16 protein-coding genes are annotated in these 20,826 nt (G+C 74.0%); 5 read left to right on the forward strand and 11 right to left on the reverse strand.

Annotated features, from left to right (window positions below):
* Positions 1–890 (forward strand): C-terminal helicase domain-containing protein (locus tag AB0G56_RS09375; protein WP_360966077.1); only part of this gene is annotated, 890 nt, incomplete at its 5' end.
* Between the two features lie 60 nt (positions 891–950).
* Here the strand turns inward: AB0G56_RS09375 and AB0G56_RS09380 are convergent.
* From AB0G56_RS09380 to AB0G56_RS09405, 6 genes are all read right to left on the reverse strand, one after another.
* Positions 951–1,325: a hypothetical protein gene (locus AB0G56_RS09380; RefSeq protein ID WP_360966080.1), complete on the reverse strand. Its 375-nt coding sequence runs from the start codon at positions 1,323–1,325 to the stop codon at positions 951–953.
* A 72-nt stretch (positions 1,326–1,397) separates the two neighbouring features.
* Complete coding sequence (locus AB0G56_RS09385; RefSeq protein WP_360966083.1) at positions 1,398–2,270, reverse strand: carbohydrate ABC transporter permease; 873 nt, start codon at positions 2,268–2,270, stop codon at positions 1,398–1,400.
* Between the two features lie 12 nt (positions 2,271–2,282).
* Positions 2,283–3,230: a sugar ABC transporter permease gene (locus AB0G56_RS09390; RefSeq protein ID WP_360966085.1), complete on the reverse strand. Its 948-nt coding sequence runs from the start codon at positions 3,228–3,230 to the stop codon at positions 2,283–2,285.
* Positions 3,231–3,242: 12 nt separating this feature from the next.
* On the reverse strand, positions 3,243–4,586 hold the full coding sequence (locus AB0G56_RS09395) for an extracellular solute-binding protein (RefSeq protein ID WP_360966088.1): 1,344 nt from the start codon (positions 4,584–4,586) through the stop codon (positions 3,243–3,245).
* Positions 4,587–5,029: 443 nt separating this feature from the next.
* Positions 5,030–5,401, reverse strand: coding sequence for an antibiotic biosynthesis monooxygenase (locus tag AB0G56_RS09400; protein ID WP_360966091.1), 372 nt, complete (start codon positions 5,399–5,401; stop codon positions 5,030–5,032).
* A 132-nt stretch (positions 5,402–5,533) separates the two neighbouring features.
* Positions 5,534–6,619 carry a LacI family DNA-binding transcriptional regulator gene (locus AB0G56_RS09405; RefSeq protein WP_360966094.1) on the reverse strand — a complete coding sequence of 362 codons (1,086 nt, stop codon included), beginning with the start codon at positions 6,617–6,619 and terminating at the stop codon, positions 5,534–5,536.
* Positions 6,620–6,820: 201 nt separating this feature from the next.
* Between AB0G56_RS09405 and AB0G56_RS09410 the strand changes: the two genes are divergently transcribed.
* Positions 6,821–8,704 (forward strand): glycoside hydrolase family 2 TIM barrel-domain containing protein, encoded by a 1,884-nt coding sequence (locus AB0G56_RS09410; RefSeq protein ID WP_360966097.1) that lies wholly within the window; start codon positions 6,821–6,823, stop codon positions 8,702–8,704.
* A gap of 85 nt (positions 8,705–8,789) precedes the next feature.
* On the opposite strand, the gene AB0G56_RS09415 is transcribed toward AB0G56_RS09410, so the two are convergent.
* The 4 genes from AB0G56_RS09415 to AB0G56_RS09430 all read right to left on the reverse strand — a co-directional run bounded on the left by AB0G56_RS09415 (position 8,790) and on the right by AB0G56_RS09430 (position 15,906).
* Complete coding sequence (locus tag AB0G56_RS09415) at positions 8,790–9,191, reverse strand: XRE family transcriptional regulator (RefSeq protein WP_360966100.1); 402 nt, start codon at positions 9,189–9,191, stop codon at positions 8,790–8,792.
* A gap of 696 nt (positions 9,192–9,887) precedes the next feature.
* Positions 9,888–10,580, reverse strand: coding sequence for an RES domain-containing protein (locus tag AB0G56_RS09420; protein ID WP_360966827.1), 693 nt, complete (start codon positions 10,578–10,580; stop codon positions 9,888–9,890).
* 432 nt (positions 10,581–11,012) lie between these two features.
* A complete protein-coding gene (locus AB0G56_RS09425) occupies positions 11,013–13,421 on the reverse strand; it encodes a benzoate transporter (RefSeq protein ID WP_360966102.1) in 2,409 nt (802 codons plus the stop codon).
* Positions 13,414–15,906, reverse strand: coding sequence for an AAA family ATPase (locus AB0G56_RS09430; protein ID WP_360966105.1), 2,493 nt, complete (start codon positions 15,904–15,906; stop codon positions 13,414–13,416). The genes AB0G56_RS09425 and AB0G56_RS09430 overlap by 8 nt, the downstream gene beginning before the upstream one ends.
* 18 nt (positions 15,907–15,924) lie before the next feature.
* Between AB0G56_RS09430 and AB0G56_RS09435 the strand changes: the two genes are divergently transcribed.
* Together AB0G56_RS09435 and AB0G56_RS09440 are read left to right on the forward strand one after the other, a co-directional pair.
* A complete protein-coding gene (locus AB0G56_RS09435) occupies positions 15,925–17,457 on the forward strand; it encodes a hypothetical protein (RefSeq protein WP_360966108.1) in 1,533 nt (510 codons plus the stop codon).
* A gap of 162 nt (positions 17,458–17,619) precedes the next feature.
* Complete coding sequence (locus tag AB0G56_RS09440) at positions 17,620–18,984, forward strand: alkaline phosphatase (RefSeq protein ID WP_360966111.1); 1,365 nt, start codon at positions 17,620–17,622, stop codon at positions 18,982–18,984.
* An 83-nt stretch (positions 18,985–19,067) separates the two neighbouring features.
* On the opposite strand, the gene AB0G56_RS09445 is transcribed toward AB0G56_RS09440, so the two are convergent.
* Positions 19,068–20,318 carry an MFS transporter gene (locus AB0G56_RS09445; RefSeq protein WP_360966114.1) on the reverse strand — a complete coding sequence of 417 codons (1,251 nt, stop codon included), beginning with the start codon at positions 20,316–20,318 and terminating at the stop codon, positions 19,068–19,070.
* Between the two features lie 65 nt (positions 20,319–20,383).
* Between AB0G56_RS09445 and AB0G56_RS09450 the strand changes: the two genes are divergently transcribed.
* Entirely contained in the window at positions 20,384–20,785 is a 402-nt protein-coding gene (locus tag AB0G56_RS09450) for a MerR family transcriptional regulator (protein WP_360966116.1), read from the forward strand.
* The last annotated feature ends 41 nt before the right edge of the window (positions 20,786–20,826 follow it).

Here is a 20,826-nt window from a genome sequence, read left to right on the forward strand (position 1 = left end):
TGCTGGTCCGCCGTTACCTGTCCGACCCCGTGGTCCACTCCGTCGACCCGTCGGCCGGGGCCGTCACCACCATGGAGCACCACGTGCTCCACGTGGACGACACGGACAAGCGCCGGACCACGACGGAGATCGCGGCGCGCGACGGCCAGGTGATCATGTTCCTGGACACCAAGCACGCGGCGGACCGGCTGACCAAGCACCTGCTGAACAGCGGCGTGCGCGCGGCGGCCCTGCACGGCGGCAAGTCCCAGCCCCAGCGCACCCGGACCCTGGACCGGTTCAAGGACGGGCGGGTGACGGTGCTGGTGGCCACCAACGTCGCCGCGCGCGGCATCCACATCGACCACCTCGACCTGGTCGTCAACGTGGATCCGCCCAGCGACCACAAGGACTACCTGCACCGCGGCGGCCGCACGGCCCGCGCCGGCGCCTCCGGCAGCGTCGTCACCCTGGTCACGCCTGACCAGCGCCGCGACGTGAGCCGGCTGATGGCCGCGGCCGGCATCCGCCCGCAGATCACGCCGGTACGGGCCGGTGACAGCGAACTGAGCCGGATCACGGGCGCCCAGGAGCCGTCGGGAGTCCCCGTCGTCATCGTGGATCCGCCCGCGGAACCCGCCCCGCGCCGCGCCGCGCCGTCCTCGGCCCGCGGACGCGGTCGCCGAAGCGGCAGCGGCGGCGCGGGCGGTGGCGGCAGGAGCGGCAACGGAGCCGGCCGGAGCAGCGGGAGCAGCAACGGAGCCGGCCGGAGCAGCGGGACCGGCAACGGCGGTGGCCGGAGCAGCGGGAGCGGCAACGGCGGTGGCGGGGGCAAGGGCCGTCCCGCGGAGGAGGCGCCGCGCCGCGGTGCGCGGCGACAGACCGCCGCGGGCCCGGGCCGGCGCCCCTGAGGCACTCCCCCCGCCCCCTCACACAGGCGGGCGGGGACACCACCCGGCCGGACCGGCGCCTCACTGCTCCGAATAGCTGAGGTCGCCCACGGTCCAGGCGCTGACGTCCTTGATCGCCACCCGGTACATCCCGCCCGTCTCCGGGATGCCGACGGTGCCCTGCACGATCCGCGCGAGGTGGAAGTGCAGGTGCGTGGGCATCCCGCCGGGCCCGGACCGCGCCGTACTCCGGTGGCCGGTGAAGACGTCGGAGAACGGGCCCAGCCGCTCCGACGTCCTCAGGACCTCCGAGACGCGCTCGCGCCACATGCTCTCGGGAGCCAGTCGGCCGGTGATGACGGCACCGTCGACGACCACTGTCAGCGGCATCTGATTGCTCGGTTCCGACTCCACCATCGCTGCGACGGCGGTGAGCAGCTCATCAGCGTTCGGCATGGAGGCGATTCTATGCAGCGGGCCGCCCCGCCCCCGCACGGGATCGAGCCGTCGTCCGCCCCGCGCGGGCCCTCACTTGATGCCCGTCGTCGCGATGCCCTGGACGATCTGCCGCTGGAAGACCAGGAAGACCGCGATGAGGGGCAGGAACCCGAGGACCGAGGAGGCCATGACCTCGGCGTACTGGATGTTGCTGTTGTTGACCAGGGAGGCCAGGCCGACCGGGATGGTCTGCGACTTGGTCTGGTTGAGGACGAGCAGCGGCCAGAGGAAGGAGTTCCACGAGGTGATGAAGGTGAGGATGGCGACCGTGGAGGCGGCCGGGCGGCACAGGGGCATGCAGACCGTGGCGTAGACCCGCCACCAGCTCGCCCCGTCCAGGCGGGCCGCCTCGATCAGGGCGCGGGGGATGCCGCGGAAGAACGCCTGGAAGACGAAGACGGACACCGGGGCCGCGACCGAGGGCAGGATGAGGGCCCAGAAGGTGCCGAGCAGGTGCAGTGACCGGTACTCGATGAACTGCGGCAGCACCAGCGCCTCGCTCGGCAGCATCAGCCCGGCCCCCACCAGGGCCAGCACGGCGGTCCGGCCGCGGAAGCGCAGCATCGCCAGCGCGAAGCCCGCCATCGAGCAGAAGACCACCGTGAAGAGCACGGCGAGCGTCGAGATGACCAGGCTGTTCAGGTACCAGCTGCCGATGGGGTAGTTGTCCCACGCGTAGGAGTACGCGTGCAGGGACCAGCCGCCGGCGAACGGCGAGGTCGGGTTCTGGGTGATCGACCCGTCGGAGCGCAGCGAGGTGATCAGCGCCCAGGCGAACGGCACCAGCCAGATCAGGGCGAACAGGGTCAGGCAGACGGCGCAGAGCCGGTTGAAGAGCTTCGTGCGGTCGAGCGCGGGCGAGGCGGACCCCGTGGTGGGCCGCGGCTGGGTGACGGTGGTCAAGGTGTCCTCCACTCAGGCCGCGGAGCCGGCCGCGCGCCGGCGCCGCAGCCCGTACCAGGCCGCTGATACCGCGACGATGATGACGAAATAGACCATGGTGGCGGCAGCGCCGTAGCCACCCCGGTAGGAGGTGAAGCCGGTGTCGTAGATGTACTCGATGACCGGCCGGGTGGATTGGTTCGGGCCGCCGGTCAGCAGCAGGTAGATCTGGTCGAAGACCTTGAGCGAGGCGAGGATCTGCAGGATCAGCACCAGGCTCGTGGTCCGGCCGAGCAGCGGCACCGTGATGTGCCGGATCTGCTGCCAGGGCCCCGCGCCGTCGATGGCGGCCGCCTCGTAGACGTCCGGCGGGACGTCCTGGATCGCGGCGGTGTAGAGGACGAAGTTGAAGCCGAACGTCCACCACAGCGTCATCAGCGTCACCGCGGTCCAGCCGCCCGCGGTGCTGCCGATGAAGTCGGGCACCGGCAGCCCCACGGCGCCGAAGAGCTTGGGCAGCAGCCCGATCTGCGGGGTGTACATCCACAGGAAGATCAGCGCGACCACGGACGAGGGCACCACGTACGGCGCGAAGAAGGCCAGACGGTAGAAGGTCCGGCCGCGCGGCATGCGGGCGGCGAGGATGGCGAAGGCCAGCGCGAGGACGACCAGCGGCGGGGTGGTCAGCAGGGTGAAGAGCACCGAGTGCCACATGGCGTCCCAGAACAGCGGGTCGCCGACCACCTCGGAGTAGTTCGACAGGCCGACCCAGTCGCCCAGGCCGTCCTTGACGGTGGTGGTGTTGAAGAAGCTGAGGACCACGCCCACGAGCAGCGGGCCGACCAGGAACAGCAGGTAGATCACGAGGAAGGGGGCGCTCAGCAGCGCACCGGCCCGGCGTTCGGAGCGGGGCGGACGCTCGCGCGCCGGGGTGAGCGCGGGTGCCGTGGGTGCCGGTCGCGTCGGGACGGCGGTCGTCATGGTGGCTGCCTCCTACTTCATCGTGACCGGCGGTCGGGCCGTGGTGTAGCGCTTCAGGTCGGCGCGCATGCCGGCGACCGCGCCCTTGGGGCTGGTCCGCCCGGAGAGGACGTCGATGATCGTCGAGCCCACGGTGCTCTGGAAGTCCGAGCCCGCGCCGGTGTACCAGGCGGCGGGGTCGTACTGGGCGTCGAAGGCGGCCCGCACGTAGTTGCGCTGCGGGGACTGGTCGAGGAACGCCTTGCTGCGCTGGGTCGGCAGCCACGCGGGGATGTGGCCGCCCTGCGCCCACACGGCGCTGTTGTCCAGCAGGCTCTTGATGAACCGGGCCGCGTCGCGGGTGCGGGCCGCGGAGCGGGCGGCGTTGCGCGGGACGACCAGCGCGTGCGAGTCGGCGTACGCCACCGGCTTGGGGCCGAGCAGCGCCGGGAAGGGCACGACGTCGAAGCGGAAGCCCTTGACCAGCCGGTACGAGGGGATCTGCCACTCGCCGTCGAAGAGGAAGCCGGCCTTGCCGGTGCTGAACAGGGCGTTCGCGCCGGAGCCGTTGAGGCTCCTGGGCATCAGGCCGCCCTCGGTGAGGCTCTGCATGAAGGCGAACGTCTCCCGCATCGCCTCCTCGTCCATGCTGATCCGGGTGCCGGAGTCGGTGACGATCGGCCCGGCGAGACCGGAGTAGATCATGCTGAAGTACCGCCACGCGGTGGACGGGTCGGCGGTGATCGACATCACCGCCCCGTACTGGGCGCCGCCCTCCTCCTTCATCGCCTTCACGGCGGTCAGGAAGTCCTCCTTGCCCTTGAGCGGGATGAGGCCGTCGCCGGCGGCGTTCAGGAGGCCGGCCTTGCGGGCCAGGTCCACGTTGTAGAAGAGCACGAAGGGGTGCGTGTCCAGGGGGACGGCGTACGCCGTCCCGTCCACGGTCGCCTTCTTCCAGGCGGCGGGCGTGAAGCGGTCCGCGGTGACGCCCAGCTCCGCGACCCCGGTCCGCTCGACGGGCTCCAGCAGGCCGGCGGCGGCCAGCAAGGGCAGCCGCGACAGATGGGCGATGCCTACGTCCGGGGGCGTGCCGCTCGCCGTGGCCAGGGCCAGCTTCGTGTAGTACGGGTTGCCCCAGCCCAGGATGGTCGCCTCGACCGAGGTGCCGGGGTGGGTCTTCCGGAAGGCGTCCTCCATCAGCACCATGTTGGCGCCGTCACCGCCGGTGAAGAGGTTCCAGAAGATGACGTCCGCGGTGTTCGGCTGCGAACCCGTCAGGCCGGACGCGAGCGGGGAGGAGCACGCCGCGAGCCCTCCGGTCAGGGCAAGGCCGCCGCCGAGGGCCAGGAACCGCCGGCGCGCCAACGCTCCGCTCATAGGGGTATCCACCTCGTCACCTCGATGTGAACTCGATGGCGCAGACCTTGGCACACGTTTTGCAACGATGCAATAGATCGGCGGAAAGTAGCCTTGCGCACGGGTTCGGCCACCAGGGGCGGAGTACCGGCGACGGGTGGCGCGGCCTCTGGGACGACGGGCGGCGGCGGGCGACCGCTGCGGCGGCGGACGGCCGCCGGGGCGTCTCCGGTCGGTCAGCCCGCTGTCGGACACTGCGGAGCCTGGGGGCGCGGGCTCGTGGCGCCGAGGGAGCCCGCGGGCTCTGCGTGGCTTGCGACCCCGACGGGGCCTGCGGGCTCTACGGGCTCCACGGACTCCAAGGGCTCCACGGGCCCTGCCGGCTCTACGGCCCTACGGCCCCCACGGCCCCCACGGGCCCTACGGGCTCTGCGGGCCCTGCCGGCTCTGCGGCCCCACCGGCTCTACGAACTCTGCGGGCTCTGCGCTCGTGTGAACCCGTAGCTCCGCTCCACCTTCGCCACGTGCAGCGTGTAGCTCTGGTACCACTGGTCCCGCCCGCGCTTCTGCGCCGCGCGGTGCTCGGCGTCGGACCGCCACTTCGTGAGTGCCTCGGCGTCGCGGAAGTACCCGACGGTGATGCCCAGACCGCCGGGAGTCTGCGCGTGGTCCATCCCCAGGTACCCGGGGATCTCCTTCACCAGCTCTTCCATGCGTGCGTTGGTCTCGCGGTAGCCGCTCTGGTCCTGGGTGCGCACCGAGGTGAAGACAGCGACGTAGTAGGGCGGTTCGGGGACCTCGACGGGTGCGACAGGCGCTTCCGGGTGATCGCTCATGGCGCCACGGTAAGGGGGGTGCGCCCGAGGATCCAGCGGCTTTCCCGGAAACGGCCGCCCACCGGCCCCGGGCCCCCGGCTCGCGGAACGGGGCGGGCCGCCGGGAGCGCCCGGGGCGACGGCGGCCGGCGCTCATGCCGATGCGGGCCGCCGCAGGGAGGACTCGCGGACCACCAGCCGGAAGGGGGTCGCCTCCCGCCTCGCCGTGGCGGGTTCCGTACCGGGATCTTCGGCGCCCGCGGGGCCTTCGGCGCCGGGCCGGACGGGGTCCTGCGGGCCCGTGCGTCGCTGGGTCTGTTCCTCCAGGAGGGTGAGCGCACGCTCGGCGATGACGTCCAGATCGGGGGCGATGGAGGTGAGCGGCGGGTGGGTGTAGGCCGACTCCTGGATGTCGTCGATGCCGGCCACCGCGACGTCCTCGGGCACGCGCACGCCGGAGGCGTCCAGGGCCCGCAGCGCTCCGACGGCCAGCGCGTCGTTGAAGGCGAAGATCGCGTCGGGCAGCGGGCCGTCGCCCTCCAGCAGTTCCCCCACGGCGGCGCAGCCCTGCTCCCTGGTCCAGTCGTCGACCGGCGCGACCAGCCAGTTCACCCGCCGCACCCGGGCCGCCGACATCGCCTGCTGGTAGCCCTCGGTGCGCTGGCGGCCGTTCTCGCTGCCGTTGCGGCCGAGCGCGACGATCCTGCGGCAGCCCTGCTCCAGCAGGTGCTCCACGGCGGTGCGGGCGGCTGCCACGTTGTCGATGCCGACCCGCGGGAACTGGTCGCCGACGCTGTGCTCGCCCAGCATGACCAGCGGGAAGTCGGGTCGCGCCGCCGCGCCGTCGGTGGCGGGCAGCGTCAGGGCGCTCAGCAGCACGCCGTCGGCGACGTTGGTCAGTCCGCCCTCCAGGATCCGCCGCTCCACCTCGCTGTCGCCGGCGGTCGCCTCGACCAGCACGGTGATCCCGCGCCGGCCGGCGGCCCGGATGACGGCCTGGGCCAGCTCGGCGAAATAGGGCTCGGCGAGGTAGGGCACGGCCAGGGCGATGAACCCGGTGCGGCCCGAGCGCAGGCCGCGGGCCATGTAGTCCATGCGGTAGCCGAGTTCGTCGAGCGAGCGCTGCACCTTGGCCCGGGTCTCCGGACTCACGTGCGGATAGCCGCTGACCACGTTCGACACCGTCCGCACGGACACTCCGGCGTGTTCGGCCACGTCCCGCATCCGCACTCTGGCCACTGGAGGGGCTCCTTCCCGTCGAGTCGGCCCCGAGTCTGCCGCACCCGGGGGCGGCGCCGTGCCGCCGCACTCCGACCGCCCTTGCATCGATGCAAACGATCACTCATGATGGCAGGGCTTCGATTATAGGAACGCTGAGAACGCCGACACCGGTGCCGCCGGAAAAGGCGGCGGCATGCCGAAAAGGCAGAAGGAGGAGTCGTGAGGGCGAGCGAGCAGGACGGAACGTATCCGAGGCCGATCCTGCAGCGGGAGCGGTGGCACAGCCTCGACGGCGTCTGGGACTTCGGGTACGACGACGGCGACGTGGGCGAGCGCGACGCGTGGTTCGCCGAGGACGGGGCCGGCGCCTTCGACCGGGAGATCACCGTCCCGTACCCGCCCGAGGCTCCCGCCTCCGGTATCGGCGAGAGGGCGCCGCACCGGGTGGTCTGGTACCGCCGCCGCGTGGCGCACGAGGTCCTCGCGGCCGGCGTCGGCGAGCGGACGCTGGTGCACTTCGGAGCCGTCGACCACCGTGCGAAGGTCTGGCTGGACGGCCGCCTGGTCGCCGAACACGTGGGCGGGCAGACGCCGTTCACCGCCGACGTGACCGGCGCGCTGCGGCCCGGTGCCGACGAACACGTGCTCGTCGTGCGCGCCGAGGACGACCCGGCCGATCTCGCGCAGCCGCGCGGCAAGCAGGACTGGCAGGACCGGCCGCACGCGGTCTGGTACGACCGGACCACCGGCATCTGGCAGACCGTGTGGACGGAGACGGTGCCCGCCCAGCGCGTCACCGACCTGGCCTGGCTCCCGGACCCCGCGCGCGGCGTCCTCGCCGAGGTCACCCTGGCCTCGCCCCCCGCCGCCCCGCTGGCCGTCGAGATCGTACTGAGCCGCGACGGCGAGGTGCTGGCCGAGAGCACCACCGCGGTCCGCACCCCGCGCAGCCGGATCGACCTGGTGGTCCCCGCGCTGCGCAACGGCATCGACCGCGAGGACCTGCTGTGGAGCCCCGAGCGGCCCACCCTGATCGACGCCCGGGTGACCGTGCGCGACGCCGGGACCTCGGCGGTCCTCGACACGGTGGACAGCTACGTGGGCCTGCGAAGCGCCGGTGTCGGCCGCGGCGCCTTCCTGCTCAACGACCGCCCTTACTACGTGCGTTCGGTCCTGAACCAGGGCTACCGCCCGGACACCCTGATCGCGAACTCCGGGACCGCCGAGCTGCGCCGCGAGGTGGAGCTGATCAAGGCGATGGGCTTCAACGCGGTGCGGATCCACCAGAAGGCCGAGGACCCGCGCTTCCTCTACTGGGCCGACCGGCTCGGTCTGCTGGTGTGGGGCGAGACGGGGGCCGCGTACGAGTTCGGGACCGAGGCCGTGGAACTGCTCACCCGGGAGTGGCTGGATCTGGTGCGGCGCGACCGCAGCCACCCGTCGCTCGTCACCTGGGTGCCGATCAACGAGAGCTGGGGCGCCTCGGACATCCCGCACGATCCCGCGCAGCGGCACTACTCCATCGCGCTGGCGAACCTCACCCGGGCCCTCGACCCGACCCGGCCCGTGCTGTCCAACGAGGGGTGGGAGCACACCGACAGCGACATCCTCGGCGTGCACGACTACTCCGGCGACCCCGCGGAACTCACCGCGCGCTACGGTGACGCCGCCGCCGTCGACGCCGTGCTGGCCGGTCCCGGTCCGCAGGGGCGGGTGCTGGCGGTCACCGCGCACCAGGTCGAGCGGTACGCCGCCGGGGACGCGCCGCTGATGATCACCGAGTTCGGCGGGCTCTCGGTGCGCGCCGACAACGACGACTTCTCCTACACCCGGACCAGCTCCGACACCCAGTACGCCGAGCTGCTGGGCGGCCTGTTCGGCGCGCTGCGCTCCAGCGCCGTCGTCACGGGCTTCTGCTACACGCAGTTCATGGACACGGCGCAGGAGACCAACGGGCTGCTCTTCACCGACGGCACGCCCAAGCTGCCGCTGGGGACGATCCGTCGCATCGTGACGGGTGAGGACGGGAACGCGGGTGAGACGGCCGCCGGTGAGACCGGTGCGGCCGGTGAGAAGGGGGCGGAAGAGGCGCCGGCTCTCTGAGCGCGCGGGGCGGGACCGCGAGGGCCTGTCCGCCCTCGCGGTCCCGCCGGCGGCCGGGCCGGTCGAAACGGCGGCCGGTGCGCCTTCAGAGGTCGCCCTTGAGGTAGGAGCGCGCGGCCGCCATGGCGTCCTTGTGCCGGTCCTCGGCGATGGCCTGGATCGGGGAGTCGTCCTCCAGCTGCGGGTTCATCCCGATCATCCAGGCCCTTGCCGTGTGGCAGTTCTCCGCGAGGTCGATCATCCGGAAGACCTGGTGGGCCGCGCGCAGGCGCAGTTCGGAGTCGATGCGGGGACTGTTCTGTCCACTGCACCACTTGCCGACCTGCTTGGGGTCCTCGATGCCCGCGATGAAGGCCGTCAGCCGCTGGCCGAAATTGTCCTGGAGGAAGCGCGCGATGTCCGCGGTGGAGGCCTGCACCGTCCCGGCGTGGGCGGTGGCCTCGGTCTCCTGGTCGGTCCGGCTCTCCCGGTCGGTCAGGGTGTCCATGATCTCCTCGATTCCTCGGCACACCGGCCCGGTGTTCCGGACACCGCGGCGGAGGGTGGTGAGTGACGCTGTCTCAGGACGCGCGGATGTGCGCCGCGGTGCGGCGGTGCGCGGGGACACACGTGAGCGGGAGGAGGTGACGGCGGACGCGGACGCGGGCACACGGACCGGCCGTTCGACGGTCGGCCGCGGCGCGTCGGTGGGTAACGGACGCCTGGTCAACATCGCTCCCCCCTGGGTGTCTTGAGGGAAGTCTACCCTTCGCCCCGTCGGCTACTCCACCGCTTTCCCCCCGAGAACCCCCCGGAAATCCCACCACGTGCCTGGTCGGGACCGGCCGCGAGAGGCCCCGTGGGGCGGGCGGCAGCGAGGGTGACCAGGGGTTTCGGCTGGTCGCCGCGGGGAAGGGGCCCGGATGTCGCGGGCGGGGCCGGGCGCGGGCCGCGCCACTCCTTCGGGCGACGGCCGGGTGGCCGGGCGACGCACGTCGGACAGGTCGGGAGAGGGCGCGTCAGGGCGTACGCCAGGAGAGGCGGACGCCCAGAGGGGTCCGTGCGTCAGGAGGGGCCCGGGCGTCACGGCGGGCATCCGTCAGGAGGGGCGTACGCCAGAGAGGCTCGTGCGTCAGGGAAGCGCGTGCTTCAGAACAGCCTCGGAGCGTGGGCTTCAGAACAGCCTCAGAGCAGAGCGCGTGCCTCAGAACAGCCTCAGGCCGTACTCCGTCGCGACCTCCTGGAGCGCCGGGTCCTCCAGGCGGACGGGGCGGCGCTCCGCGTCCTCCAGGTCGACGTCCTCCAGGACGGCCCAGCACTGGCGGCCGCCGTAGCCGGAGCGGTACGCGATGCCCTGGGCCAGCCTGTGCCCGGTGCGGTTGCGCTGGGCCACCGTCCACGCGGCGATCTGGCGGGCGATCCGGCGGTCACCGCCGTGGATGTGCTCGTCGGTGAGCCGGTTCTCCACGCCCCACTCGCTCAGCTCGCCGTGCAGCTCCTTCATGAGGACCTCGCGGGTCGCCGTCGCGTCGACGTCGAGGAAGCGGGCGTCCTTGGGCGGGACGACCCGGACGAGGACGTGGTCCTCGCGCCAGCCGGAGGCCAGGTGCCCCAGCCGCATGGTGCTGTGCCTGCGGTCCCAGTCGTTGCCGATGAGGCGGCGCATCCTCGGGTGGACCCGGAAGTGCGCCAGCGCCTCGGCGTAGCATCCGGCCAGGTCGGTGGCGCAGTAGAGCATCCCGTAGGTGGCCAGGCTGAAACGGCCGGCGCTGGAACCCTGGCTCGTCTCGGGCTCCAGCCTGTTGTAGGCCAGCGGCTGCTTCCTCTTGCCCAGCCGCCACATCCCCCGCTCCGGCCCGGCGACCAGCGTCACGGGGGGTTCGTCGGCCTGCTGCATCACGCGCGGGCCCTCCCCACGGCGGCGGACGCGCTACGGCCGGCGGGGCCGCGGCCTGCGGGAGGGAACGCCTGAGGGGCGGCGGTCGCCGCCTGGGAAGTGCCGTTCATACACCCTCGCTGCTGGGCCGCTGATCGCCGTCGGACCGCACCGCCGGCTGCCCGGGGCGCCCGCCGGCGAAGTACGTGCCCCGTGTGTTCCACCCGTGTTCCGCCGGAGGCCGCGGTGCATGTGCCGACGGGACATTCGAGCGATCATTGTCCCGCAACAGCACTCCGCAGGGGCGGTTTTCGGCCCGCACACGGGGGCGCGCGGGGGAGGCGCGGAGGCATCCGGAGGGCGCACGTCCGTCTCGGGGCGCCTGGGCCGGGTGCCACCGTCGGGCCGTCTGTGGCGGGCCGGTCACGGGGTGACGCGGTGATGTGCGGTGGCTCAGAAGGGCTCCAGGTCGATTCCGAACAGGTGCAGTCCCGCTCTGCCGGCCGCCAGGAGAACGGGGTTCCCGTGCGGTCGGCCCTGCGGATACGTCTGCGGATGCGCCTGCGGCTCGGCGCCGTCCGCCTGCCGTGCCTGGAGCACGCCGAGGGGGCTGCCGGTCACGATGCGCGTCAGCCGGGTCCGGGCGGTGACGTCCCACAGGTGGACGGTGCCGCTGGGCCCGGTGGCCGCCACGTACGGGCGCCCGGCGGGGGTGGTGAAGCAGGCGAGGGCCGTGACGGGGCCGTCGGCGGCGTCCAGCGCGTCTCCGTCCGGCCGCAGCGTCTCGGCGTCCCACAGGCGTACGGTCCCGTCCTCGCCGCCCGACGCGACGAGCGCGTGCTCGCCGGGCGCGGCCGGTACGGCGGCCACGGCGTGGACGCCCTGCTGGCCGCAGTGGACGGGCGCGCCCGCCGGTCCGGTGACCGGGTCCCACCGCCGGAGGGTGCCGTCCGCACCGGCCGAGACGACCACCGGCCGGGGGCCGGTGCGGACCACGGCGAGGTCCCGGACGCTCAGCATGTGGTCGTCCCAGCACGCGAGCCGGCTCTGGCGTTCGAGGTCCCACAGGCTCAGGGTGCCGTCCGCGCCGCCGGTGGCCAGCAGGGTCCGTCCGCCGCCGTCCGGGAAGGCCACCATGGTCTGCACGGGCAGGCTGTGGCTCAGCAGGGTGCCGCGGCGCGCCGGCGCCCCGGCGAGATCGAGGCCGGCGCGCGGGCCGACCGACCACATCTGGACGCTCGCGTCGCTGTGGGCGGTGACCAGCAGGGGGCCGTCCCAGGCCGTGGTCCACGCGAAGGCCGTCACCGTGGCGTCGCCCAGGGGCAGGGTCACGTGGGCGCCGGTCTCCGCGTTCCACAGCGTGGTCTCCTCCTCGTCGGCCACGGCGACGAGGAGCGGTGCGGCGCTCGCGGGCCCGTCGGGCAGGGCGGCGGCGACGACCGACCGGCGGACCTGCGGCGCCGTACGGCTGCCGTGGCCCGTGAGTCTCCAGCGGCGCAGCGTCCGGTCCGCGCCCGCGGAGACGACGAGCGGCGCCTCCCCCGGCAGGGCGGTCAGCGCCAGCGGCGCGGCCGTGTGCCCTTCGAGCGGGCCGCCGACGGTGCGCAGGGCGTGCGGGCTCCACACCCGGAGCACGTGGTCGGCACCGGCGGAGACCACGGCCGGCTCGCCGTCCACCGGCACGGCCACCAGCGCCGTGACCGACCGGGCGGGGGACGGCGGCGCCACCAGCGTGCCGCCCGCTGCCGACACGTCCCAGAACCCGAGGTTCCCGGCGTCGTCGCAGGTCACGAACTTGTTCGGGGCGGGCAGGTCCACGACGGCCCGTACTTCGTCCGCGTGCTCGCCGAGCTGGACGAGGTCCTGCCCCGGCTGCCACACGCGCACGCGGCGGCCCTGTACGACGGCGAGTGCCATGCCCCGCGCCCGCTCCAGACCCACCCCGGTCAGGATCGCCGGCGCGGCATCGAGGCTCGGGAGCCGGCCGGCGGGGGCGATCGTGTCCACGACGTGGAAGGTGCCGGGGTCCAGCGCCGTGAGGTGACCGTCGCTGTGGGCGACGAGGATGCGGGGCGGTCCGTCCGCCGGGGCGAGGAGCGTGAGGCCGCTGACCCAGGTGCGGGGGCGGTGGACGGCGTCGGCGAGCAGCTGGCCGCGGGTGCTGTGCCACACCCGTACGGTCCCGTCCGTACCGCCGGACACCAGCAGCTCGTCCGGGAGGGGCAGCAGGTGCTGGATGGCACCGCCGTGGGTGTGCGCGGGGGCGCCGACCGGAGCACCGTACGTCTCCCACCTGCGCAGCGTGCCGTGGCTGTCGCCGGTGATCAGCAGGTGCCGGCCGTCCGGCGTCGTCGTGTGGGCCAGGGACTCGATGACGGTGCCGGTGACGGCGAGGACGTTGTCCGCGGCGGTCCAGTCGCTCCACAGCGGGGTGAGGCGCGAACCCGCCAGGCGCCGCGCCGTCGCGGGCAGGGCCGACAGCGGCGTACGGCGGCGGGTCGCGGCGTGGTGCGCGAGGTGCAGGCTCGTGAGCCGGGCCTCCGGGCCGGCGTCGCCGAGGAAGGGCTCGATACCGGCCCAGGCCTCCAGCCACTCCTGTCGCTGCCCGGCGTCGCCCGCCCGCCGCAGCAGTGTGCGGACCTTCCTGCTGGTCTCCCAGGGCAGCACGGCGAGCGGCACGTGCGCGTCGTCGAGCACGTCGCCCCGTGCGGCGTGGTCGGCGAGGTGCCGGCTCAGGTACGGGTGCGGCGGAACGGCCGGGTCCTCGGCGACGAGCTTGGCGAGCGCCTTGGCGATGAGCCGGTGCGCCTCCCCCGCCACGGCCCACGCCCCGCTCCCCGCCCCGGCGTCGGCCTCACTCATCGCGCACCTCCGGGGAGCCGGCGGGCCCGGGCAGGCCGGGGCCGGGCAGGCCGGGGTCGGGCAGGCCGGGGTCGGCCGGGGGGCGGGGGCCGGGGGGCTGGGCGGCGCCTGCCGGTGGCTCGGTGCCGTGCGGCGGGGCGGATGCGTACCGCGCGGCGGGGTCGTACGGCGGGACGGGTTCCTCCGAGGGGTCGGGAAGGAGGTCCTGCCGGGGGTCGCGGAGGATTTCGGCCAGGCGTTCGTGGGCCGGGCGGTAGACCAGGCGATCGTCCTCGTGGTCGTGGGCCAGGTAGCCGGCGAGACCGCCGCTCAGCAGGGTGCCGATCATGCGGTCCGGGTCGTCGATCGGCCGGCCCAGCAGCGCACCGGCCACCGTCGGCCACACGTTCGACCAGGGGATTCCCGCCCCGAGGGCGAACGCGCCGGACCGCAGGAGTGCCAGGGCCACGTCCGGCGGCAGCCCCTCCTCCCCCGCCAGGAGCAGGTCGCGGCGGAGCAGCCCGGTGGTCCCCGCGTGCAGCAGGTCCCGCCACTGGGGACTGGCGACCAGTTCGGCCGGGTCCGCGGCGGCCCGCAGTTGCTCGCCCGCCAGCCGGGCGTCGAGGAACGACGGCCAGATCTCGTCGGCGACCGTCTCGGCGGCCTTGCGCACGGCCGCGGGGTCGGCGCGGTCCGGGCCGATGAGCGCCTCCACGTAGTCGGCGATGTCGTCACGGCTGCCGGGGCCGTCCGTCCGCAGCACCGTCGCCGAGGGGAAGACCGCGCGGAGCGCGGAGAGCAGCCCTGGGTCCCGGCTCCCGGCCCGTTGCCCTTCGGCCGCCCGACCGGCATCCCGTTCGTCCACCGGACCGGCGCCCTCTACCGGCCCGTCACCGTTCGGCCCGTCACCGTTCGGCCCGTCGCCCTCCGGTCCGTGACACTCCGGCCCGTCGCCCTCCGGCCCCTCACCCTTCGGTTCCGCCGTGGCCGGGTCCTGCCCGGCGGGTGGGCGGCTGCTGCGTACGCCGATGACCAGGCTGAGGCGGCGCCGGTCGGGGCCGGCGCGGCGGGGGCCCGGGAGGGGGGCGGCGGGCGGGGGCGCGCAGTGGGCCTTGAGCGGGGCGAGGACGCCGTGCACGATCCGGAACGGCTCGACCGCCTCGTCGAGCCCGTCCAGCACCACGGTCACCGGGTCCCCCGGCTCGCTGAGGTGGGCGTCGAGGAGGGCGGTCCACCGCTCCACCGGGTCGTCCGTCGGGCCGGGCGGGCTCGGCTCGATGCCGAGCCCCAGGAGCAGTTCCCTGAGCACGCCGGGGGCGGAGTGCTGCCGGGCGAGGACGGCGACGGTCACCGCTTCCGCCGCGGGGACGGTCCCGGGCGGGGCCGAGCCGACGGCGTCGCGGTAGCGGGGATGGGCGCAGAACTGCGGGTCGCTGAGCGTCACGGCCCGCCCCAGCACCGCCGACTTCCCGCTGCCCGCCGTACCGGTCAGCAGCAGGACGCCGCCCGGCCGCCCGAGGAAGTCGGTCAGCTCCCGGTTGAGCCGGCGCCGCCCGCTGAAGTACCAGCCGGGGTCGTCCTCCTGGGGTCTCCCGCTGGCCCGCGCCAGCCACACGTCGATGTCGTCCGCGGGCGTGGCGACCTGGCGGCGCGCGGGGGCGACCACCTCGCGCGGGGGCCGGTACCCGGGGTTGGGCAGGCACGGTGTGGGGGTCGTCTGGCCGGCGCCCTCGACGACCCGGTGCAGCCGGTGCTTGCGCCGCTCGACGTCGGAGCCCAGTTCGTTCTCGAACTCGGTCATCAGGTGGGCGACGCTCAGCCACGGGCTGGTGATCTGGGCGGTGGTGCGCAGCCGGTCCAGGACGCGGCGCAGCACGGAGGGGAAGCGCCGTACGTGGACCAGCTGGTCGTGGTCGCAGGTGGCGATCACCTCCAGGGTGCCGCCGTGCCGCCGCTTCGGGCCGATCTCCCGGTACAGCCGCACGAGTTCGTCGGCGACGCCCCGGGCGTAGCAGGTGTTGACGATGACCAGGACGTGCTCGGCGTGGGAGTCGAGGGCGGCGGCGACGATCTCGCTGGTGCGCACGGCCGTCGCCAGCTGCCGCCGGGGCTGCGTCGCCGGCAGTTGCAGGAAGTGCGTCCCGGAGGCGCCCAGTTTCCCGTGGCCGGTGACGAAGAGGACCAGGGCCTTCGCGCGGGTCTCGCGTACGCCCGCCTCGTGCAGGAACCGTTCCACGTCGTGGCGTTCGCGCAGTTCCGGCTGGGGCACCTTGCGAAACGGCTCCCCGGCGCCGGGCGGGCACCACCACTCGTCGAGGACGGAGAGCTGTTCGTCGATGCCGTCGGCGAACTCGCCGCCGTCGTCCTCGTAGTCGCGCACGGCGACCGTCACCAGCAGCCGCTCGGCGGCCCGTTCACCGTCCGGGCCGTGCTCCCGCTCGCCCGCCGGCAGCGCCCCGGACGACGTGTCCCCGCTTCCGGCAAGTGCGCCCGCCCCCCGCTGCATGCTCCCTATTCTTCCCTCATGAGCCAACCGCCGCACCCGTATCCGGCACCCCACCGGTCCTACCGCACGCCCGGTCTGTCCCCGAACACGACGCAGGACGCCGTGGTCGTCGTCCCGGGCATCATGGGCAGCGAGCTGTACGACACCGAGCGGGACACGGTGGTGTGGGGGCTCGCGAACTCCGGCTGGCTGCTGCGGGCCTGGACCGCCCCCGGGGGGCTGCGCCCGCTGCACCTGACGCCGCAGGAGCGCGAGGGGCGCCTCGGCCGCGTCGTCGCCCGCAGGCTGCTGGCGACGCCCGCCTGGAGTCCCGTGCTGCGCGGGGTGGAGCCGTACACCGACCTGGTCGCGACCGTCACGCGGAGCGTGGCCGACCCGGCGGCGGTCCTGGAGTTCCCGTACGACTGGCGGCTGCCGGTGGCCGTGAACGCGCGGCTGCTCGCCGGGGCGGCGCGGGCGCACCTGGAACGGTGGCGCGCGCACCCGGCGCACGCGGCGGCCCGCAGGCACCGCGTCGACGAGCGCGAGGGCCGTCTGGTGTTCGTCGCCCACTCCATGGGCGGGCTGCTCACGCTGGCCGCGCTCACCGACGGCCCGGACGGCGACCTCGCGGCGGACACCCGGGGCGTGCTCACGCTCGGCACGCCCTTCCAGGGGTCGGCCGCCGCCGCGCTGATCCTCAACACGGGCCGGGGCACGCCGGTGCCGCTGCCGCACCGGCGGCTGCGCGACCTCGCGGCGACCCTGCCGGGCCTGCACGACCTGCTGCCCACGTTCCCCTGCCTGGACGAGGGCATGACCGTACGGCGGCTCACCGCGGTCGACGTCGCCGACCTCGGCGGGGACAAGGACCTCGCCGAGCAGGCGCAGGCCTTCCACGACCGGTTGCGCGGCCGGACGCTGCCCGGGCACCGGGCGGTGGTCGGCATCAGCCAGCGCACGGTGCAGTCGCTGGCGCTGCGCCAGGGCGTGGTGGAGCCGTTCGAGCACTCCTACCGGCACCACGGCGACGGGGAGCTGATGCGGGACGCGGACGGCGCGCCCCGCCGGTTCGACGTCGCGGGCGACGGCACCGTGCACCGGGAGTCCGCCGCCCTCACCCGGGTCACGGTGCCGCTGGCCCTCCAGCACGGGGCGCTGGCCAAGGGGCAGGCCGCCCTGGACGCGGTCACCTCGTTCCTGGAGGAGGACGAGCACCTCGGCCCGCCGCAGGCCGCGGCCGGGCTGGGGCTCGGGGTGCCCGACCTCGTCGCGCCCGGCACGCACTGGACGGTGCGGGTGCACGGCGCGGACGACCCGGCGGGCCTGGAGTGCACGGTCGAGGAGGTCGGCGCACCGGCGGGCTTTCGCGCGAGCACCGCCCTGTACGCCGAGTACGACCCGTACACCGAGGAGGCCGGCGGTGCCGGGGACCGCGGCGAGGACGTCGTCGCGGGCCGCGTCACCGTTCCGGCGCCGGGGCTCTACCGGGTCACGCTCGACTCGGGCGACGACACCCCGCTGACCCAGCTCGTCCTGGCGGCACCGGCCGGAGCGGACCGTACGGACTGAACCGGCCGCACTCGCCCCGGTCGCCTGTCATGCCCGCGCAACCAAGGCCGGGTCAATTCTTTCCCCGTGGTTCACCAGCGGCTGGTGGGCTGCACTCCATCGGCAGCCGTAAGGCACCCGTACGCCCTGCCCGTCGTACGGACATTCCAAGGAGTCGCTCCCATGCACAGACCCACCCGTCGCCGGCTCACGATCGCCGGCGCGCTGGCCGCCACCACCGCCGCCGCCCTGACGGCCACCACGGTGGCCGGCGCCTCGGACGGCGCGCAGCACGCCCGGCACGCCGTCCAGAGCGGCAAGGCGAAGAACGTCATCCTGCTGATCGGCGACGGCATGGGGGACTCCGAGATCACCCTCGCCCGGGACTACACGGTGGGCGCGGCCGGCCGCCTGAACATGGACCGGTTCCCGCTAACCGGCGCCTACACGACGTACGCGGTGCACGCCGACGGCACCCCCGACTACGTCACCGACTCCGCCGCGAGCGGCACCGGCTGGGCCACCGGACACAAGACGGTCAACGGCCGCATCTCCAAGACGCCGGGCACGGACAAGGCCGTCCCGACGATCCTGGAGCTGGCGCAGCGCAACGGCTACGCGACCGGCAGCGTCACCACGGCGGAACTCACCGACGCCACCCCGGCGGTGCTCGCCTCGCACGTCACCGACCGTTCCTGCCAGGGCCCGGCCGACATGGCCAAGTGCGCCGGGGACACCCTGAAGGCCGGCGGCCCCGGCTCCATCGCCGAGCAGTCCGTCAACCACAAGGTGGACGTCCTCTTCGGCGGCGGCAAGCAGCGCTTCGACCAGAAGGTCACCGACGGGAGGTACAAGGGCCTGACCGTCACCCAGCAGGCGCAGAAGCTCGGCTACCAGGTCGTCACCGACGCCGCCTCGATGAAGGCCGCGAAGGCGGGCAAGCCGGTCCTCGGCCTGTTCGCCCAGGGCAACGTGCCGGTGGAGTGGACCGGCAAGGCAGCCGCCGTCGGCGGCACCGCCCCCCAGCGGTGCGTGACCTCCAACCCCGATCGCCCCTCGGCCACCCCGAGCCTGGCCGACTCCGCCACCAAGGCGATCCAGCTCCTGGAGGCCAAGCAGAAGCACGGCCGCTCCGAGCAGGGCTTCTTCCTCCAGATCGAGGGCGCCTCGATCGACAAGCAGGACCACGCGGCCGACCCGTGCGGCCAGATCGGCGAGACCGCCGCGTTCGACCGCGCGGTCCAGGTGGCCCGTGACTACGCCGCCGAGCACCCCGACACCCTCGTGGTGACCACCGCCGACCACGGCCACAGCAGCCAGATCGTCCCGGTGGACGCCACCCCGCCCGGCCTGTCCGCCACGCTGGTCACCGACGAGGGCCGGCAGCTGAAGGTCAACTACTCGACCAACACGCCGGGTCAGTCCCAGGAGCACACCGGCACCGAGGTCCGTATCGCCGCCCAGGGCCCGCAGGCCTACCGGGTCCTCGGCGTCACCGACCAGACCGACCTGTTCACCACCGTGCGCGAGGCGCTGCGCCTGCGCTGAGCCCCGCGGCCCCAGGGCCGCCCGAGCGGGTGCGGGGAGAGGAGCGACGGTTCCTCTCCCCGCACCCGCTCACCGCGTTCCCGTCACTGTTCGCGGGCGCGCGTGGCGGGGAAGCCGTGCGTGCGCGCGCCGGCCACGACGAGCAGCGCCGGCACCAGCAGGGCCAGCACCGTCCACGGGAAGGACCCCGGCCCGGCCGCGTCGAGCAGGACCCCGCCCGCCGCTCCGCCGACGGCCATGAACGAGTTCCAGGTGGTCACCAGCAGGGGCTGCGCCCGGTCGCCGCCCGCCCCGGCCACCGCGGTCTGCAGGAGGGTGGACACCCCGCCCCAGCCGAGGCCCCACAGCACCACGGCCGGGTACACCAGGGCCGCGCCGCCGCCGGGTGCCGTCAGCAGCGCGGCGGCCACCAGGAAGACGGCGGTGCTCGCGATCGTCAGGGCGCGCAGCCGCCGGTCGACCAGGGCACCGGTGACGGCGATGCCCACCACGGACGCGACGCCGAGCACCAGCAGGACCGTGTCCCGCGCGCCGCCCATGCCGCGCGCGTCCAGGAACGCGGCGACGTAGGTGTAGAGGATGTTGTGCGCCAGGACGTAGGCGGCGACGACGAACAGCACCGGGACGACCCCGGGCAGCCTGAGCGCCCCCAGCACCGGCTCCCTGGCCCCGGGCCGCCGGCCGGGGTGGTCGGGCACCGACACCGCGATCCACACCGCCAGCCCCAGCGAGACCACGCTCACCAGGGCGAACGTCGCCCGCCAGCCGACGAGTCCGCCGAGGAGGGTGCCGAGGGGAATGCCCAGGGAGAGCGCCAGCGGGACCCCGGCCATGGTGATCGCGATGGCCCGGCCGACCAGGTGCGGGGGCGCGAGGCGGCGGGCGTATCCGACGAGTTCGGCCCACAACACGGCGGCGGCCACCCCGGCGGCGGCGCGGAACACCATGGTCAGCGGGTAGTCGGAGGAGAGCGCGGTGACCGTGTTGGCCACCGCGAAGGTCACGACGGCCGCCAGCACCAGCCGCTTGCGGCGCCAGGCGGCCGTGGCCGCGACGACGGGGAGCGCCGTCAGGCCCGTGGCGATCGCGTAGACCGTGAGCGTCTGTCCGGCGGCGGACTCGCCCACGGACAGGTCCCGGGCCATCTCGGGCAGGACCCCGGCGGGCAGGGCCTCGGTGAGGATGGCCATGAAGGCCGCCGTGGCCAGGGCGAGCAGCGGGGACAGGGGGAGCTTCCCGCGCGGCCGCGCGGTCGCGTGCGTTTCCCTCCGAGGTGTGTCCGTCGGGGGCACGTCCGTCGGTCGGCCGGTCTGCGACATCTGCGACATTGACATGCCTGTTAGGGTTCAGCCTTCACATCTATGTGAGGGTCAACGCGGCATCGTATGAGGTGGGTCACATGCGCATCGGGGAGCTGTCCGACCGTACGGGAACCCCGCGCCGGATGCTGCGCTACTACGAGGAGCAGGGGCTGCTGACGTCCGACCGCTCCCCCAACGGCTACCGCGACTACGACGAGCGCAGCGTGGACCGCGTGCTCCAGATCAGGGGGCTGCTGGACTCCGGGCTGCCCACCCGCGTCATCAAGCAGATCCTGCCCTGCCTCAAGAAGCCCCGGTCCATCCACGTCGCCGACGCCACCCCGGAGACGATCGCCACACTGGAGGGCGAACGGGACCGGATGACCCAGCGCATCGAGTGCCTGGTGCGCAGCCGGGACGCCATCGCCGTGTACGTCGACGCCGTCCTCGCCCGGCAGCGGGAAGCCGTCCGTCCGGGCAACCACACCTCCGGCTGCTAACGTCTACCAACCTGTAGACGTTCATCTGTCGGACAACCCGA

It is taken from the genome of Streptomyces sp. NPDC021356 (assembly GCF_040641015.1).
Classification (GTDB): domain Bacteria; phylum Actinomycetota; class Actinomycetes; order Streptomycetales; family Streptomycetaceae; genus Streptomyces.